General features: G+C 68.0%; 15 protein-coding genes. 4 read left to right on the forward strand and 11 right to left on the reverse strand.

Features of this window, described 5'->3' with window-relative positions:
- Positions 1-76: 76 nt before the first annotated feature.
- From VGP60_RS23505 to VGP60_RS23525, 5 genes are all read right to left on the reverse strand, one after another.
- Positions 77-568, reverse strand: coding sequence for an NUDIX hydrolase (locus VGP60_RS23505; RefSeq protein WP_327550230.1), 492 nt, complete (start codon positions 566-568; stop codon positions 77-79).
- Positions 565-1,692, reverse strand: coding sequence for a glycosyltransferase family 4 protein (locus VGP60_RS23510; protein ID WP_327550231.1), 1,128 nt, complete (start codon positions 1,690-1,692; stop codon positions 565-567). Before VGP60_RS23510 ends, VGP60_RS23505 begins: the two co-directional genes overlap by 4 nt.
- The gene (locus VGP60_RS23515) at positions 1,689-2,612 is read right to left on the reverse strand and encodes a phosphatidylinositol mannoside acyltransferase (protein WP_327550232.1); all 924 of its coding nucleotides are present in this window, start codon (positions 2,610-2,612) and stop codon (positions 1,689-1,691) included. The genes VGP60_RS23510 and VGP60_RS23515 overlap by 4 nt, the downstream gene beginning before the upstream one ends.
- Positions 2,609-3,220 (reverse strand): phosphatidylinositol phosphate synthase, encoded by a 612-nt coding sequence (gene pgsA / locus VGP60_RS23520; RefSeq protein ID WP_327550276.1) that lies wholly within the window; start codon positions 3,218-3,220, stop codon positions 2,609-2,611. Before pgsA ends, VGP60_RS23515 begins: the two co-directional genes overlap by 4 nt.
- 97 nt (positions 3,221-3,317) lie before the next feature.
- Positions 3,318-3,818, reverse strand: a complete 501-nt coding sequence (locus tag VGP60_RS23525) for a MarR family winged helix-turn-helix transcriptional regulator (RefSeq protein ID WP_327550233.1) — start codon at positions 3,816-3,818, stop codon at positions 3,318-3,320.
- Positions 3,819-3,926: 108 nt separating this feature from the next.
- Between VGP60_RS23525 and VGP60_RS23530 the strand changes: the two genes are divergently transcribed.
- On the forward strand, positions 3,927-4,475 hold the full coding sequence (locus VGP60_RS23530; RefSeq protein ID WP_327550234.1) for a YceI family protein: 549 nt from the start codon (positions 3,927-3,929) through the stop codon (positions 4,473-4,475).
- A 113-nt stretch (positions 4,476-4,588) separates the two neighbouring features.
- Here the strand turns inward: VGP60_RS23530 and VGP60_RS23535 are convergent, their stop codons facing one another.
- From VGP60_RS23535 to VGP60_RS23550, 4 genes are all read right to left on the reverse strand, one after another.
- Entirely contained in the window at positions 4,589-5,128 is a 540-nt protein-coding gene (locus VGP60_RS23535; protein WP_327550235.1) for an HIT domain-containing protein, read from the reverse strand.
- The gene (thrS, locus tag VGP60_RS23540; RefSeq protein ID WP_327550236.1) at positions 5,121-7,157 is read right to left on the reverse strand and encodes a threonine--tRNA ligase; all 2,037 of its coding nucleotides are present in this window, start codon (positions 7,155-7,157) and stop codon (positions 5,121-5,123) included. Before thrS ends, VGP60_RS23535 begins: the two co-directional genes overlap by 8 nt.
- Before the next feature lie 103 nt (positions 7,158-7,260).
- Positions 7,261-8,523, reverse strand: coding sequence for a hypothetical protein (locus tag VGP60_RS23545; protein ID WP_327550237.1), 1,263 nt, complete (start codon positions 8,521-8,523; stop codon positions 7,261-7,263).
- 4 nt (positions 8,524-8,527) lie between these two features.
- Positions 8,528-10,081, reverse strand: a complete 1,554-nt coding sequence (locus VGP60_RS23550; RefSeq protein WP_327550238.1) for an AAA family ATPase — start codon at positions 10,079-10,081, stop codon at positions 8,528-8,530.
- A gap of 406 nt (positions 10,082-10,487) precedes the next feature.
- On the opposite strand from VGP60_RS23550, the gene VGP60_RS23555 reads away from it, so the two are divergent.
- From VGP60_RS23555 to VGP60_RS23565, 3 genes are read left to right on the forward strand one after another with little or no spacing between them, the layout of a single operon-like run.
- Positions 10,488-11,120 (forward strand): CDP-alcohol phosphatidyltransferase family protein, encoded by a 633-nt coding sequence (locus VGP60_RS23555; protein ID WP_327550239.1) that lies wholly within the window; start codon positions 10,488-10,490, stop codon positions 11,118-11,120.
- Positions 11,117-11,569 carry an adenylyltransferase/cytidyltransferase family protein gene (locus tag VGP60_RS23560; protein WP_327550240.1) on the forward strand — a complete coding sequence of 151 codons (453 nt, stop codon included), beginning with the start codon at positions 11,117-11,119 and terminating at the stop codon, positions 11,567-11,569. The genes VGP60_RS23555 and VGP60_RS23560 overlap by 4 nt, the downstream gene beginning before the upstream one ends.
- 45 nt (positions 11,570-11,614) lie before the next feature.
- The gene (locus VGP60_RS23565; protein ID WP_327550241.1) at positions 11,615-13,399 is read left to right on the forward strand and encodes a right-handed parallel beta-helix repeat-containing protein; all 1,785 of its coding nucleotides are present in this window, start codon (positions 11,615-11,617) and stop codon (positions 13,397-13,399) included.
- 163 nt (positions 13,400-13,562) lie between these two features.
- Here the strand turns inward: VGP60_RS23565 and VGP60_RS23570 are convergent, their stop codons facing one another.
- Together VGP60_RS23570 and VGP60_RS23575 are read right to left on the reverse strand one after the other, a co-directional pair.
- Complete coding sequence (locus VGP60_RS23570; RefSeq protein ID WP_327550242.1) at positions 13,563-15,209, reverse strand: delta-60 repeat domain-containing protein; 1,647 nt, start codon at positions 15,207-15,209, stop codon at positions 13,563-13,565.
- A gap of 74 nt (positions 15,210-15,283) precedes the next feature.
- The gene (locus VGP60_RS23575) at positions 15,284-16,393 is read right to left on the reverse strand and encodes a glycosyltransferase (protein ID WP_327550243.1); all 1,110 of its coding nucleotides are present in this window, start codon (positions 16,391-16,393) and stop codon (positions 15,284-15,286) included.
- Positions 16,394-16,498 lie beyond the last annotated feature (105 nt).

The following is a 16,498-nucleotide window of genomic DNA, read 5'->3' on the forward strand; positions in this document are numbered from 1 at the left end:
GCAACAAGTGTTAGAACACTCGTAGCCACTCACGACCCACCCACCCAGCCGCGCCCACTCACGAACACGGGGCCCCCTAAACAGGTTCCGCGATCTCAAAGTACTCCGGCCGCGGAGCCGTCCCCGCCAGCTTGAAATACCGAACCTTCCGCCGACGCCGCAGCGCCAAAGTATCCCGAACCGCATCATTGTGAACCCGCCGGGCAATAACCACCCGGTGCTCAGCGTCAGTCAGCTCATCCGCCAAAACAGCAGGCAGCACAGACCGATCAAACCGAGCCAGCAACGAAGTCAGCTCGTTCTCCTCAGCCTCCCGCTCAGGCCGAGGAGCCGCCTCGGCCCGCTCAGCCACATGCCGGATCAACTCCGAAGTCGACGCCCCCGGAGCGGCCACCGCCACCGCCCGGGCCACCACCGCCCGACGAGCCAGCGCGGCGTCGAGCGCGGCCCACCCGGCGTCCATCCGCACGTGCAGCCGGTCCAGCCGATTCGCCGTGGCGACCAGCAGCAAACCACCCAGCACCACGACAACAGCCACGACGATCAACAGCCACTCGAGGACGGTCACTGCGAAACCACCCGCCGGGGATCGGCCGCGATCGCGGCCTCGTAAACCCGCAGCACCTGAGTGGTCACCACAGACCAGTCGAAGATCGCCACGCGCTCCCCCGCCGCCGCGGCCAATGAGGCTCGCCGAGTCGGGTCGGTCAGCAGATCCCGCAGAGCGTCCGCCAGCGCACCAGGGTCGCCGGTCTCGGTCAGCACCCCGGCGCGCCCGTCGTCCAGTACCCGCCGGAACGAGTCGAGATTGCTGGCCAGTACCGGGGTTCCGGCGGCCATCGCCTCGGTGAGGATCATCCCGAAACTTTCCCCGCCGATATTCGGCGCGCAATAGACGTCGACGCTGCGCAGCGCCCGGGCCTTGGTCTCGTGATCGACCTGCCCCAGCAGCTCGATACGCGGCGAAAGTTCCGGCCCCGCCTCACGGCGCAGCGTGTCCTCGTCTCCCCGGCCGACGACGAGCAGGCGCAGCTCGGGGAACTCCGGAAGGATCTGCCGCAACGCCTCCAGCAGAACCTCCATCCCCTTACGCGACTCGGTGAACCGCCCGACGAAGCCGACCGTCCCGCCCGCTCGCGGATAACCGTCCAACGGCTTCGCCCGGGCGAAGAAATCGACGTCGACCCCGTTCGGGATCTCCACCGCGTCCCCGCCGGAATGCTCGACCTGGACGCGCCGGGCCAGCGCGGACACAGCGATCCGCGCGGTGATCTTCTCCAGCAGCGGCCGCAGAACGGGTTGGAACGCCGAGAGCGTGCGCGAGCGCGGTGTAGACGTATGAAAGGTCGCCACGATCGGCCCGTCGGCGACCTTCAGCGCGAGCATCGACAGACTCGGCGCCGTCGGCTCGTGCAGGTGCAGGACGTCGAAGGCGTTGTCCCGCAACCATCTCCGGACCCGGGCGTAGGACACCGGGCCGAACTGCAGCCGCGCCACGGAGCCGTTGTACGGGATGCCGAGCGCCTTGCCGGCGGGATGCACGAAGTCGGGGAGGTCGGCGTCTTCGTCGGCGGGCGCGAGGACCGAAACGGTGTGTCCTCTGGCCAGCAGCGCCTTCGCCAGATCGACGACATGCCCTTGTACTCCGCCGGGCACGTCGAACGAGTAGGGGCAGACGATGCCGATCTTCATGATTTCGTGGCTTCGCCTAGTGCGTCCTGCTGGTCCTGTTCCAGATCGGCGATCCAGAACTTCTGCAGCATGTGCCAGTCGGTGGGGTGGGCGGCGATGTCGCCGGCGAAGATGTCCGCCAGCGCCTGGGTGGCCGCCGGGACCTCTTCGCGCGCGTTGACCCGGATGCGCGGGTGCAGCCGGATCTGCCAGCCGTCCTCGGTGAACCAGCAGCCCGCGGGGATCAGCGCGGCGCCGGTCGTCGCGGCGAGGCGGGCGGGCCCGCCGGGCATTCTGGTCTGCTCGCCGAAGAACTTGACCGGGATCCCGGAGTTCGTCAGGTCGCGGTCGCCGACGAGGCAGATCGCCTTGTTCTCCCGCAGCCGCTTGAGCAGGACCCGCATCGCGGTACTGCTGCCCGTCAGCGGCACGATCTCGAACCCGAGCGATTCCCGGTACTCCACGAACCGTTTGTACAGCGACTCCGGCTTGAGCCGCTCGACCACGGTGGTGAACCCGCCGAGATAGTCGGCGAGCCAGACCCCGGCGGCGTCCCAGTTCCCGCTGTGCGGCAGGGCCATCACGGCGCCGTTGCCCTCGGCGAGCGCGGCGTCGAGGTTCTCCACGCCGGTGATCGACGCCGCGACCTTGCGGCTGACTTCCTTGTGATCCATCGACGGCAGGCGAAACGTCTCCTGCCAGTACCGCGCGTACGAGCGCAGCGCCCGGCGGGTGAGCTCGTCCAGCTCGGCGTCGTCGGCCTGCGGCACCACCCGGGCGAGGTTCCGGCGCAGCTGCTGGACGCCGGCGCCGTCACGGCGGGCGGCGAAATCCGCGCCCAAGGAGAAAAGAGTGGAAGCCGCCGACTCCGGCAGCATGCGTGAGGCTCGCCAACCGGCGACGTACCCGAACTCGCTGAACCGCTGCGAAAGGGCGCTCACGTCTGCGCCTCCCGCGCAGACTTGGCGACGCCATTGGCCCGTTGGAGCAGCGTGACGACCGAAAGCACGGCCAGCAGCCACAACGAGATGTCGACGGCGTACGGCACACCGAGGCCGTGCAACCCGGTACCGACGAGCGCGATGATCAGGCGCTCGGCGCGTTCGATCAGGCCGCCGTCGGCTTCGAGGCCGGACGCCTCGGCACGGGCCTTGACGTAGGAGATCACCTGCGCCAGCACCAGGCAGATCAGCGCGGCGGCCGCGGCGGGGTGGTTGTCGTCCTGGACGAAGCACCACCAGGCGATCGCCGCGAACAACGCGCCGTCGACCAGCCTGTCGCAGGTGGCGTCGAGCACGGCGCCGAAGGGGGTGCCGTAACCGCGGGCCCTGGCCATCGCGCCGTCGAGCAGGTCGAGCATGGCGAAGCCCCACACGGTGAACGTGCCCGCCAGCAGGTAACCGTTGGGGAAGAACACGAGGGCACAGATCACCGCACCGGCTGTGCCGAGCACGGTCATCGCGTTCGGGGTCAGGCCGGCGCGAACCAGCGCCTTGCCGATGGGATCGGTGACGCGGGAGACGGAAGCGCGCGCGAAGATGTTGAGCATCGGTTCTTCAGGCACCTAGCTGCGGGGGCGGGTGGGCCAGGAGAGCCTATCCACCCACCCCGGCACTACCTGCGCGCCGGTCCGTGGAGTGGACTTTTCAGCAGGACTGGGTGGACGGGCACTCTTCCATCGCGGCCTCGCAGGAGGGCGACATCTTCGCCCGGATCGCGGCCATGATCTCCCCGAGCTGCTCGACCTGTTCCGGGGACAGCGGGTCGAAAAGGCTCTGCCGCACCGTTTCGACGTGGCTGGGCGCGGCGGCTTCCAGCGCGGCGAAGCCCGCGGACGTCAGTACCGCCCAGGCGCCGCGTTTGTCCGTCGGGCAGGCCTCACGGCGGACCCAGCCGTTGGCTTCGAGCCGGGCGACGGCGTGGGACAACCGGCTGCGGGAGGAAAATCGCGCGTCGGCGAGTTCGCTCATGCGCAAGGTGCGTCCCGGTGCTTCCGACAGCGCGACGAGTACCTCGTAGTACGTGTGGGGCATTCCGCCCTCACGCTGCAGCTGGGCTTCGATATGCGCTTGCAGCATCGAGGTGGCCGCGGCGAAGTTCCGCCAGACGTCCTGCTCTTCGTCGCTCAGCCATCGGGTGTCGGACATGAGAGTGATGATACCTCCAGTTGAGCCCTCAACCATCTTGCGCTACGGTCATGTTGAGGGCTCAACCAACTGTGCTCACGAAACCTGATCCAATCTAGGAGAACTCCGATGAGTGCATCCACCACGCAGATTCCCGGCTACATCACCGGCACCTGGGCCGTCGACGCCATCCACTCTGATGTCGCCTACAGCCTCAAGCACCTCGGCCTGGCGAAGACGCGCGGTAACTTCACGTCGTTCACCGGCGAGATCGTCACCGCGGAGAACATCCTCGACTCGGCCGTCTCCATCGAGATCGACGCGTCCTCGGTCGCCAGCGGCTTCGGCCCCCGTGACGAGCACATCAAGAGCGGCGACTTCTTCGACGTCGCCAACCACCCGACGATCACGTTCAAGTCGACCGGCATCCGCGAGAACAACGGCGACTACCTCATCGACGGTGAGCTGACCTGGCGCGAGAAGACCGTCCCGGTCGCCCTCGATGCCGAGTTCAACGGCATCGGCCCGAACCCGGCGAACGAGAACGTCGACACGATCGGTGTCTCCGCCGTCGCCACCATCAACCGGCGCGACTTCGGCATCGGCACCGAGGGCAACGGCTTCCTCAGCGAGAAGGTCAAGATCGTCATCGAGGTCCAGGCCGCCCGCCAGTCCTGAACGACCTGAACGACCTGAACGACCTGAACGACCTGAAACACCACAGGCGCACCGAAGGGGATCCTCCTCACCGGGGAGGGCAAGGAGGATCCCCTTCGGCGTTTCGCTGTTTCCTACCAGGCACCGGCGAGCAGCTCGCGGGTTTCCCCGAGCAGCTGCGGCAGCACCTTCGTGTGCCCGAGCACCGGCATGAAGTTCGCGTCGCCGCCCCACCTCGGCACCACGTGCTGATGCAGATGGTCGGCGATCCCAGCCCCGGCGACCGAGCCCTGGTTCATCCCGATGTTGAACCCGTGCGCCGCGGACACCTTGCGCACCACCGTCATCGCCCGCTGCGTGAACTGCGCCAGCTCGACGGTCTCGTCCGCGGTCAGCTCCGGGTAGTCCGGCACGTGCCGGTACGGCACCACCATCAGGTGACCCGGGTTGTACGGGTACAGGTTCAGCACCGCGTACACCGTCTTCCCGCGGGCGAGGATCAACGCCGACACGTCGTCCATGTCCACCAGCCGGCAGAACGGGCACCCGGCCGGCTCGTCACCGACGGGCGTCCGGTCCCCCTGGACGTAGGCCAGCCGATGCGGGGTCCACAGCCGCTGCAACGCGTCCACGACCCCGACACCGTCCTGGCGAACCAGCTCGGGCTCAGGCAAGAACCGCTCCCAGCACCTCCGCGTTGGGCGAGCCGTTCTCGCGGCGCGCGATCCAGCCCGCGATGGCCTCCACCGCGTCCGACACCGGCACGCCGTTGATCTGGCCGCCGTCGCGGAACCGGAACGACACCGCGCCCGCCTCGACGTCCTTCGCGCCCGCCAGCAGCATGAAGGGCACCTTCTGGGTGGTGTGCGTGCGGATCTTCTTCTGCATCCTGTCGTCACTCGCGTCGATGTCGACGCGGATTCCCTTGGCGCGCAACGCCTTCTCCACGCCGCGCAGATGCTCGACCTGGTCCTCGGTGATCGGGATCCCGACCACCTGCACCGGCGAGAGCCACGCGGGGAACGCGCCGGCGTAGTGCTCGGTGAGCACGCCGAAGAACCGCTCGATCGAGCCGAACAGCGCGCGGTGGATCATCACCGGCTGCTGACGGGTGCCGTCGCCGGCCTGGTACTCGAGACCGAACCGCTTCGGCTGGTTGAAGTCCACCTGGATGGTCGACATCTGCCAGGTCCGGCCGATCGCGTCCTTGGCCTGCACGGAGATCTTCGGGCCGTAGAACGCGGCGCCACCCGGGTCCGGGACGAGCGCGAGACCGGACGCGGTCGCGGCTTCGCGCAGCGCCTCGGTGGCCTCTTCCCACTCCTCGGGCTCGCCGATGAACTTCGCCGAATCGCCGCGGGTGGACAGCTCGAGATAGAAGTCGTCGAGACCGTAGTCACGCAGCAGGTCCAGCACGAAGGTCAGCAGCGACTGGAGCTCGCCCTGCATCTGCTCCTTGGTGCAGTAGATGTGCGAGTCGTCCTGGGTCATGCCGCGCACGCGGGTCAGGCCGTGCACCACACCGGACTTCTCGTAGCGGTAGACGCTGCCGAACTCGAACATCCGCAACGGAAGCTCGCGATAGGACCGTCCGCGCGACTTGAAGATCAAGTTGTGCATCGGGCAGTTCATCGCTTTGAGGTAGTAGTCCGCGCCGTCGAACTTCATCGGCGGGAACATCGTGTCGGCGTAGTGCGGGAGGTGACCCGAGGTCTCGAACAGCCCGCCCTTGGAGATGTGCGGGGTGTTCACGAACTCGTAGCCGTGCGCCTCGTGCTTGTCGCGCGAGTAGGACTCCAGCTGACGCCGGATGATGCCGCCCTTGGGGTGGAACACCGGCAGTCCGGAGCCGAGCTCGTCGGGGAACGAGAACAGGTCGAGTTCCGCGCCGAGCTTGCGGTGGTCGCGGCGCTCCGCCTCGGCCAGCATCTCGAGATAGGCGTCCAATGCCTCGCCGGTTTCCCAGGCGGTGCCGTAGATCCGCTGCAGCTGCGGGTTCTGGTCGTCGCCGCGCCAGTACGCCGCGGCGACGCGGGTCAGCTTGAACGCGGGGATGTACTTCGTGGTCGGCACGTGCGGGCCACGGCACAGGTCGCTCCAGACCCGTTCCTTGGTGCGCGGGTCGAGATTGTCGTAGATGGTGAGCTCGGCGCCGCCGACCTCCATGACTTCGGAAGTGTCCACTGTGGAGTCGCTGGACTTGAGGTCCACGAGTTCGAGCTTGAACGGTTCGTCGGCGAGTTCCTTTTTGGCCGCCTCGACCGAATCCAGCACGCGCCGCGAGAACTGCTGCGAACCCTTGATGATCTGCTTCATGCGCTTCTCCAGCGCCTGCAGGTCTTCGGGGGTGAACGGGGTCTCGACGGCGAAGTCGTAGTAGAAACCGTCCCGGATCGGCGGGCCGATCCCGAGCTTGGCCTTCGGGAACTGCTGCTGCACGGCCTGCGCGAGCACATGCGCGGCGGAGTGGCGGATCACGCCGCGGCCGTCTTCGGAGTTCGCCGGTACCGGCTCGACCTCGACGTCGGTCTCCGGCGCCCAGGTGAGGTCGCGCAGTTTGCCTTCGGCGTCGCGGACGACGACGATCGCGTCGGCGCCCTTGGTCGGTAACCCGGCTTCGCGGACCACGGAACCCGCCGTAGTGCCCGCCGGAACCGCCACGCTCGCTGCGGATACGACTGCGGCTGACGACGGATGGGACACGGTGACTCCTTCGAACACACGGGTACAGCTGATGACTCCTAGATGCTAGTCGTCAGCCGGTAGTGAATTCGCGCGCATTCCCCTTGACGGGAAGCCAGCCGCGTCAGACGTGCGGAATGATCACCGTGGCCTCGTAGTCGACGCGGCCACGGCTCACCGGCTCGATGCTCCTGGTCCGCAACGCCAGTGCTCGGAGCCGCCAGAACGAGTAGAGCCCGCCGAGCGCCATCAGCCACGGCACCCACGTCAGCGAAAGCCCCGCCGAAAGCGCGGCGGCGACGAGCGCGAGCCCGGCGACCGAGTCGATCAGCCGGGTCACGAACACCGCCCGGGAAAGCTTGCGGGCGACGACCTCCGTCACGTACGGCAGCCCGGCCGCCCAGACGCCGAGATACGCCACCCAGCCAAGCAGCAGCATTGGCTCCACCTCGGTGCCGGTCATCAGCTTGCCGAGCGGGCGGGCGAACAACGCCATCAGCGCGCCCCCGACCACCGTCACCCCGACGAGCATCAGCGCCGCGCGGTTGGCCAGCGTCTTGGTGCTGCCGTCACCACTGCGCTCCCCCGCCGCGAACCCGGCCAGCAGGAAGCTCCCGGCGCCGTTGATGATCACCTGCAGCGGCGCGACGACCAGCCGCCCGGCCTCCAGCAAGCCCACCGCGGCCAGCGACACCAGGTTCGCCACCAGCAGCCGCGACAGCAGCAACGCCAGCGGCCGGAGCGCGGCCTGGAGCGACCGCCACCCGGCGAAGGACGCGACCGCGCGGGCTCCGGCCCAACTGGGACTCAGGCGGCGCAGCTCGCGCGGCGGGACCTGCGCGAAACCGACCACGACGGCCGTCACCGCCCCGACCCCCATCGCGGCGAACAGCATCACCAGTGTGACCTTGCCCGAGGACACGAACCACGCGGCGAGCGAAAGCGCGGTGCCGAGCAGGTACGCGAGGTCGTTGACGACGAGCTTCCAGAACTCCAGCCGGGCGATCAGCAGCCGCCGGAAGGTCTCCTCGACCAGCCAGACGACAAGCATCGCGGCGTAGACCAGCCCGCCGATCCAGTCACCGTCACGCACCACGGCCACGCTGCCGACACCGACCGCGAAACACAGCAGCAACGCCGTCAGCGCGCTGGCCGACAGGGCCGACCGGGTCGTCTGGTCGTGCCTGTCGAGCACGGCGAGACTGTCGCCGACATAACCGGTGTACAACGCCGTCGCGCTCACCAGGAGTGAAAGGAACAGCGCGAAAACGCCGTACTGGTCGAGCCCCAGTCCCCGGGCGGCGACCACCTGGAGCAGCAGGCTCGTCCCGGCGGTCAGGCCTTGGGAAATGACCGGGGCGCCGACCTTCGCGAGGATCCGGCGCATCCGGCTACGGCAGCGGGGTCGGTGTCGAGACCGGCGCCGGCGCGGGGGCGGGCGCCGGGCGCACCGGGTGGACGGCCCGCTTGGGCGCGTCCCGGCGCGCGCGGGCGAAGGTGAACAGGTACCCGGTGATCACGCCGCCGAGCAGGCCGATCTGCTGCCGCAGCTTGTGTACCGCCCGGGTCTCGCGATCGCGGCGGACCACCACGACCACGCCGTCGGACTCGCGGATGATCGGCGTGACCTCCGGCGCGATCGACGGGGACGCGCAGTCGACGAGCACCAGGTCGTACGCCGAGCGCATCGACGCGACCGCCTTCTGCAGCAGGCTCGAGCGGAAGTGGTCGAGAGTGGCTTCCTGGTACTGCCCGGCCGGGATCGCCCAGAGGTAGACGCGGTCGCCGAGGTCGACGACCCGGGTGCAGTCGTCCGCGCGCATGGCGCCGACGGCGATGGAGGTCAGGCCGTGGGGGTCGTAGCGCAGGCCCAGCACGTCGGACAGGCCGTGCGAACGCACCGCCGCGTCGACGACGAGCACCCTGGCGCCGCTCAGCGCCGCCGCGGTCGCCATCTGCAGTGTGGACGTGGTGCCACCGTCGCCGGGGGCACTGGACGTCACGACGACCACGCCCCTGTCGACGGCCGTGCGCAGGCCGGAGGCGGCGAACTGGTACGACCACAGCGGCGGGCTGCCGACCTCTTTGAGTGCGGCGACCTCGGACTCTTCGAGCGTCTCGATCTCGGCGAGCACCGGCTCACCGGTCGCGGCGGCGAGGTCGTCCGGATCACCGACGCGGCGATCCCGGTCCGCCCGGGCCCAGGCGACGACCGCGGCGATCAGCGCGCCGAGCACCAGGCCGATCGCGCTGTCCCGCAACAGGGAACCGAAGCCGGCGGACGTGTCCTCGACGGCTTTGTCCACAAAGGACACACCGTCCCCGAACTGGTCCGCCGCGACCCGGACCGAAGTCGCCTGGCGGTCCAGGTCGCTCAGCGTCTGGCCGGCGGCCAGGTTGTTCGGGTCGGACGGGCGGTTGACCGCCTCGGGCGGAATGGAGGCGACGACGTCGCGGCGGCGGGCGGCCAGCGCGTCGAGGATCTTCTGGCCGGACGCCTGCACGTCGGCGCGCGACTCCGACTGGTAAGCCCGGCTCACCGCGTCGGCGATGGTGATCGAGGACGGCTGGCCGCCGCCCGAAACCGTCAGTTCGATGGCCTCACCGTTCGACGACGCCTTGGCCGTGACCTCTTTGCGCAGCGTGTCCACCGAAACGGAGTTGGCGAGATTCGCGCTCGCGACACTCAGCACGCGGTCGGACACCACGAACAGCGCGCGCTGGTTCACATAACGGACGAACGCGGACTCACTGCTCGCGTCGACACCGACGACACCGGCCTTGTCGGGGGCCTTCAACACGATCCGGGCCAGCGCGGTGGAGTTGCCGGAGACCACGAACGCGGCGAGCACCCCGAGGACGACGACACCGACCACGATCGCCAGCGAACTCCACCGATACCTCCAGAGCGCTTCGAGGATCTTCGGTGACGGCTGGTCGTCCATGCGTTCTGTGTCCGATCGTTAAGCCGAGCGTGGCGAATCAGAATATAACAGCCGGGTTCCGGCCCACCCGACGGCCGACGCCGGAGTTTTCGGCTCAGCGACGGCGAAAACGCGCCGCGTGAGCAGGCGAAAGTGTGATCTGATCGCGGCTGTAACGATCGGGGCCCGCTGATAGATTAGTCCGGATAACCGAAGCTTCACCACCCTCCCCGACCGTGAGTACGCCGCCCATGATTTGCCATATCCGCGCGCTGCCCCCGCGCCTGTCGACGGGCGATGAATGAGCTCCTCCGAACCCGTTGCCCGAACTGTTACCGAGCCGCCGAAGACGGGTTTCCGAGCCGCGCTGGAGCGGCTTCCGGCCGCGCAGAAGACCGCCAAAGGAGCGCCGGCGTACTCCCGTTTCGTGAACCGCCGCGCCGGTGGCTATCTCGCCGCGGCCGCGTATCAGCTCGGTATGACGCCGAATCAGATCACCGGTGTCAGCGCCCTGTTCACCTTCGCCGGAATAGCGACGATCGCGCTGGCCGAGCCGTCCGTACCAATCGGCATCGTGGTTTGCCTGGCGCTGGTCATCGGCTACGCGCTCGACGCGGCGGACGGCCAGCTCGCGCGGCTGCGCGGCGGTGGCAGCACCTCGGGCGAATGGCTCGACCACATCGTCGACGCGGCCAAGATTTCCTCACTCCATTTGGCCGTGCTCGTCTCGGGTTACCGTTTCTTCGACCTGCCACGCGGTTACCTGCTGGTGCCGATCGCTTTCCAGATCGTCGCGGCGGTAATGTTTTTCGCGATGATCCTGAACGACCAGCTGCGGCGCGTTCACGGGGTCAAACGCGACACCTCGGGCAAGCCGTCGATCGTGCGGTCGCTCCTGGTCGTCCCGACCGACTACGGGCTGTTCTGCCTCTCATTCCTGCTGCTCGGCTTCCCGTCGGTGTTCGCAATAGCCTATGGGGTCCTCTTCGTGACGAATCTGCTGTTCCTCGTCGCCGCGTTACGCAAGTGGTACACCGATATGGCGGCACTGGACGCATGAGCGAGACGGAAAACCGAACGGAAGGGGCGGCGATGCCGGTCGTCGGTTACGCCCCGGGGGCGTACGACATGTTCCACATCGGACACCTGAACATCCTGAAGCGGGCGGCCGCGGAGTGCGACAGGCTCGTCGTGGGTGTGGTCTCCGACGAAGTGGTGCTCAAGGCCAAGGGAAAGCTGCCGATCGTGCCGTTCGAGGAACGGCTGGAGATCGTGCGCAGCATCCGGTACGTCGACGACGCGGTGCCGGATCTCCACGTCGACAAGTTCGACGCCTGGCGGCACCTGCGCTTCGACGTGCTCTTCAAGGGCGACGACTGGCGTGGCACCGAACGCGGGATCAAGCTCGAAGGCGAACTGGCGTCGGTCGGCGCCCGGATCGTGTATTTCCCCTACACGATCCACACGTCGAGCACCGCACTGCGCAAGCTGATCGCTGTGCCGTCTTAAACCACCGATCAAGGGACACGACCAGACCCAAGCCATACTTACCCGATGCCCAACCGTTCCCGAAGACAGTTCCTCCTGTGGGGTGCGCTGTCCCTCGGCGTGCTCGCGCTCGTCGTCGTGCTGGCGATGGCGACGACACCCGCCGGGAACCCCGCGTGGCGCTCCGCGAACGGGGGCGGGGGCACCCCCGCGGCCGACCTCCCGCTGGCGGGCACCGACTATCCGGTCCCGCCCGGCGCGATCCTGGTCTCCCCCACCGGTAAGGACGGCGCGCCGGGAACCGCGGACCAGCCGCTGCGCTCGGTCGCCGCGGCCATCGCGCTGGTGGCCCCCGGCGGCACGGTCGTGCTGCGCGGCGGCACCTACCGGGAAACCGTCGGGCTGGTGAAGAAACGCATCACCCTGCAGCCGTACCCGGGTGAGCACGTCTGGCTCAAAGGCAGCCTGGTCGTGACGTCCTGGGCGCGCGCGGACAAGGCGTGGCGCCACGACGGCTGGACGACCGACCTCTGCCAGAACTGCTTCACCCCCGAGATCATCGACCCCGAGCACTCTCTCGCCGGTTCGCCGGACATGGCCTTCGTCAACGGGAAAGCGCTGCGGCAGGTCGGCAGTACCGACGAGGTCGGGCCAGGGACGTTCTTCGTGGACCGGGCCGCGAAGGCACTGTTCGTCGGGGACGATCCGAACGGGAAACTGGTGGAGGCCACGGTTTTCGACCGTTTCCTGCAGTTCGACACGAACTCCGGCGGCAGTGTGCTGCGGGGTATCGGTGTCGCCCAGTACGGGTCCAATCAGGACTACGGCAAGCGTGGCGCGATGGTCGTGGTCAACGCGCCGGACGTGACGATCGAAAACGCGACCTTCGCGTGGTCGGCGTCCAGCGGGCTCGCGGTGTTCCAGCCGGGTGGCAAGGTCACCGGCGGCGCGTTCCGCAACAACGGGCTCGTCGGGCTCGTCGCGAACCGCGCGGACGACCTGCGGCTCACAGGAAACAGCTTCACCGCCAACAACCAGGAACGGTTTTCGCTCAGCGGTGAGGCGATCGGTGCCGGTGGGGCGAAGCTGACCCGCACCAAACGTCCTTACGTGGCCGACAACAGCTTCGCCGACAATATCGGCAACGGCTGGTGGTGCGACCTCGGCTGCACCGACGCGACGGTGATCCGCAACGTGGCACGGGGCAACGCCGTCAACGGGCTGTACTACGAGGTCTCCTCGCGCGCGCTCATCGCATCGAACACGATGACCGGCAACGCCGCGCGCGGGTTGAAGATCTCCAGCTCGGACCACGTGCGTGTCTACCAGAACACGTTCGCCGGCAACGGGACGACACTGGGGCTGTACAACGACAAACGCGGCCCGGAGTCCGATCCGTACTCGAAGCAGCTCGGGCTTTCGTGGCGCACCGACAACGTCACGCTGGTGAACAACCTCTACGCCGGTACCGACGCCACCCGGCCGATCGTGGAATCGGCCGACTACAAGGCTTCCCCGGCGGCGAACCCGGCCTTCGTGTCCTCCTCGGACGGAAACGCCTATTTCCGCTCCACGCAAGGAAATAAGGCACCGCTGGTCATTTGGGTGCGCGGGTCGGGTCAGTCCACTGAGTACGGTTCGCTGGCGGAGTTCTCGCAGGGCACCGGAAGCGACACCCGCAGCCTGGCTCTCGACGCGTCACCGTTCACCGACCCCGCCAACGGCGACTACACCCTGCGCCCCGGCTCCCCGTGTCTCAAGGCCGGACGCCCCCTGCCCGCCGACATCGCCACCGCCCTCGGCCTCCCGCCCACCGCCACCCCCGACATCGGCGCCCTCAAAAAGCCGTAAGCGGCGGCTAGCCGCGAGATGTCGACATCACCTGACCTCTTACGAACTAAGAGATCGCCATCTGTCGACAGATGGCGAAGCTCTACAACGCTATGAAGGGTCCGTTCCTCTCGAAAAATGGGAGGAAGGGACCCTTCATAGCGTTTTGCCGCGTACCTCGGGGCTAGATGGTGGCTTGCGGCGAGCCGATGGCCTTGCCGTCGGCGTCCACCGCGCGGACGTAGTAGGTGCCACCGGTGACCGCGCGGTCGATGTAGCTCAGCTGCGGCTTCAGCCACGGCCGCGAGCTCTGGGTCACCGAGTAGATCGGGCCCGAAGTCCCGACCCGCATCACCTGGTAGGTGACGTCGGAGTTCTGCGCGTCCCAGGTGGTGGTCCAGGAGATCACCGGGTTGCCGGCGTTCTTGGTCAGCGTCGGCGCCGTGAACGGCACCTGCGGGCCGTTGTTCACCGCGCCCGCGACGCCGCGTGCCGCGAACCGGGTGAGACCCTGCTGCGCCTGGCCGTTGACGGTGGTGAACTCGCCACCGGCGACGACGTACTCACTGTTCGAGTCGAGCGACCACGGGCCGTTGTCCCAGGTGGATCCGGGCGGGCCGCCGTTGGTGTTCGGGAACCACGGCAGGAACTCGGGCAGCGGGTCGCCGACGTTGACGTGGTTGAAGTTGATCGTCGAGGTCCGGCTTACCGCCGCTGTTTCGGCGACGAGCCGGTAGTAGGTGATCGGGCCGCCGGCCGGCGCCGCGTTCAACGGGGCGCAGTCGTGGGTGTGCGATCCGCTGTAGACCACGCCGTTGCTGACCGTCACGGCCTGCGTGTCGCCGAGGCAGCCGTCGAACCACTTCTTCGTACCCGAAGCGATGTCGACCGCGCCGCGCCCTTCGAAGCGCGGGTTCACGCCGGAGAAGTCGTAGGCGCCCATGAACGCGGTGCCGTTTCCGTCGGTGACGATGTCGGTCACGACACTGCCCGCGCCGGGGGAAGCCGGCCAGGTCACGCTCGTGCCACTGGTCGCGTCGACCGCGCCCATGGCCCGGCGGGAAACACCGTTGAGCTTGCCGAAAGCGCCACCGATGACGACCTTGCCCTGGGGCGCGGCCGCCGCGACGGCGAAGACCTCGCTGTCCGCTGTCGGAGCCCACGGCTTGAGGGAACCGTCGGTGCCGAAAGCCGCCAGCCGTGTGCGGGTGGCGCCGTTGGCGGTGGTGAACCCGCCGCCGACGTAGACCGTGTCCGCGGTGACGCCGATGCCGCGCACCCGGCTGTTCACGACCGGGCGGAAGCCGGTGTCCATCGAGCCGTCGGCGACGGTGAAGCCGGCGATCTTGGCCTGGCGGACACCGTTGATCTTGTCGAAGTCCCCGCCGACGTAGATCTTCGAGCTGTCCGGCGACTTCTTGATCCGGAACACCGTGTCGCAGAGATAGGTGTTGGTACCGACGGTCTTGCAGTACGGGCCTGGGTTGTTGGCCGAGGTGTACGTCGTGCCCGCGACGACCGGCGCCCACGGCAGCAGGTCACCGGTGGTCAGGTCGAACGCCAGCAGGTTGGTCCGGTCCACTTCGCCGGGGCCACCCGGTGCGACGCCGGCGGGACGGGCCTTGGAGAACCGGCCACCGGCGTAGACGGTGTTGCCGACGATCGCGACGGTGAAGACGATGCCGTCGACCTGCGGGGTCGGCATCGCTCCCGCCGTGACGGTCGGGATCGACTCGGCCGCCGAGGCCGGCGCCGGCGGCAACGCGACGGTCAGCGCCATCCCGGTGAGCACGGCGGCGGCAGCGCACACCTGCCTACGGAAACGAGACATGCGGTATTCCTTTTTTCGGTGGGGGTTGGGGAGTAATTCGGTCTTTGGCTTTGCCTGCAGAAGACACAGCAAATTCAGTCCACGGGGCTCCGGCTGCGGTCGCGGCTGCCGCTCATGCGGTAGGCCAGCGTCTCGTACTTGTCGGCCACGTCGTCCCACTCGTAGCGATCGAGTGAAGCTATCTGCGCGCGTCCGCGTTTGCCCGTCCCCGCGGGATCGGCCTCGGCCTGTTCGCAGAGCGCGGCGACGTCGTCGGGCCCGGTGAAGTAGCGGCCGAACTCCCCGAGCACTTCGCGGTTGAAGTTGACGTCGAAGGCGGAAGTCGCGGCGCCGGCGCCCATCGCGCGCAGCAGCGAGGGGTTCGTGCCGCCGACGGAATGCCCGTGGATGTAGGTGAGCGCGTTGCCGTAGAGCTGATCCAGCAGACCCTGGTCCCACACCGAACCGAGCAGCCGGACCCGGCTGTCCCCGGCGGCGAGCTTCTTGATCTTCGCGGTGTACTGGTCGGCGTAAGGCGCGGCGCCCACGACGACCAGGGGACGCTGGGCGGTACTGCGCAGATATCCCTCGACCGCGAGGTCGACATGGTTTTCCGGTTCGAAACGCGCGACCACGAGGTGGTATTCACCGGAAAGCAGCCCTAGTTCGGCGATCTTTCCCCGACCGGGATCAACGAGAATCGGGGCGCCGTAGGGAATGTAGTCGGCCGAGACGGAAAACCGGTCGGAATAGTAGTCCTGAATGCCGGCCGCGTCGGCGATCAGCGCGTCGGACCAGCGCACCGCGAGCGACTCCGCGGCCCGGTAGTAACGCTGCCCGGCGCCATTCCACTTGGCGCGTTTCCACTCGAGCCCGTCGACATGGGTCACCACCGGAATCCGGCGCAGGCGCAAGAACGGGAGCAACGGCGCGTTGGCGGCGTTGAAGACGAAGGCGACATCCGGTCGTTCGACGAAGGCATGGCGGACCGACAGGGCGGTGTGGCTCAACGTCTCGAGGGTTTTCCGGCGCAGCGCGGGCAAATGAACCAGCCGCATCCCGAGGTACTCCTCGATCTCGGCGGTGTCACCGCCTTCGGAACCGTCCGCGCGGCGACAGTACACGGTGACGTCGTGTCCCCGTTTCGCCAGCCGGTGACCGACCTCTTCGACGCAGGTTTCGAAACCCCCATAGCGTGCCGGCACGCCCCGAGTGCCAATCATCGCTATGCGCATCGTTCCCCGTTCGTTTCGTGCGGGCCGACTCCGGTTAATCAAGTCACTCGATCGGCTCAAAGCGGAGACCACGCA

Source organism: Amycolatopsis sp., from assembly GCF_036008905.1.
Taxonomy (GTDB): Bacteria; Actinomycetota; Actinomycetes; order Mycobacteriales; family Pseudonocardiaceae; genus Amycolatopsis.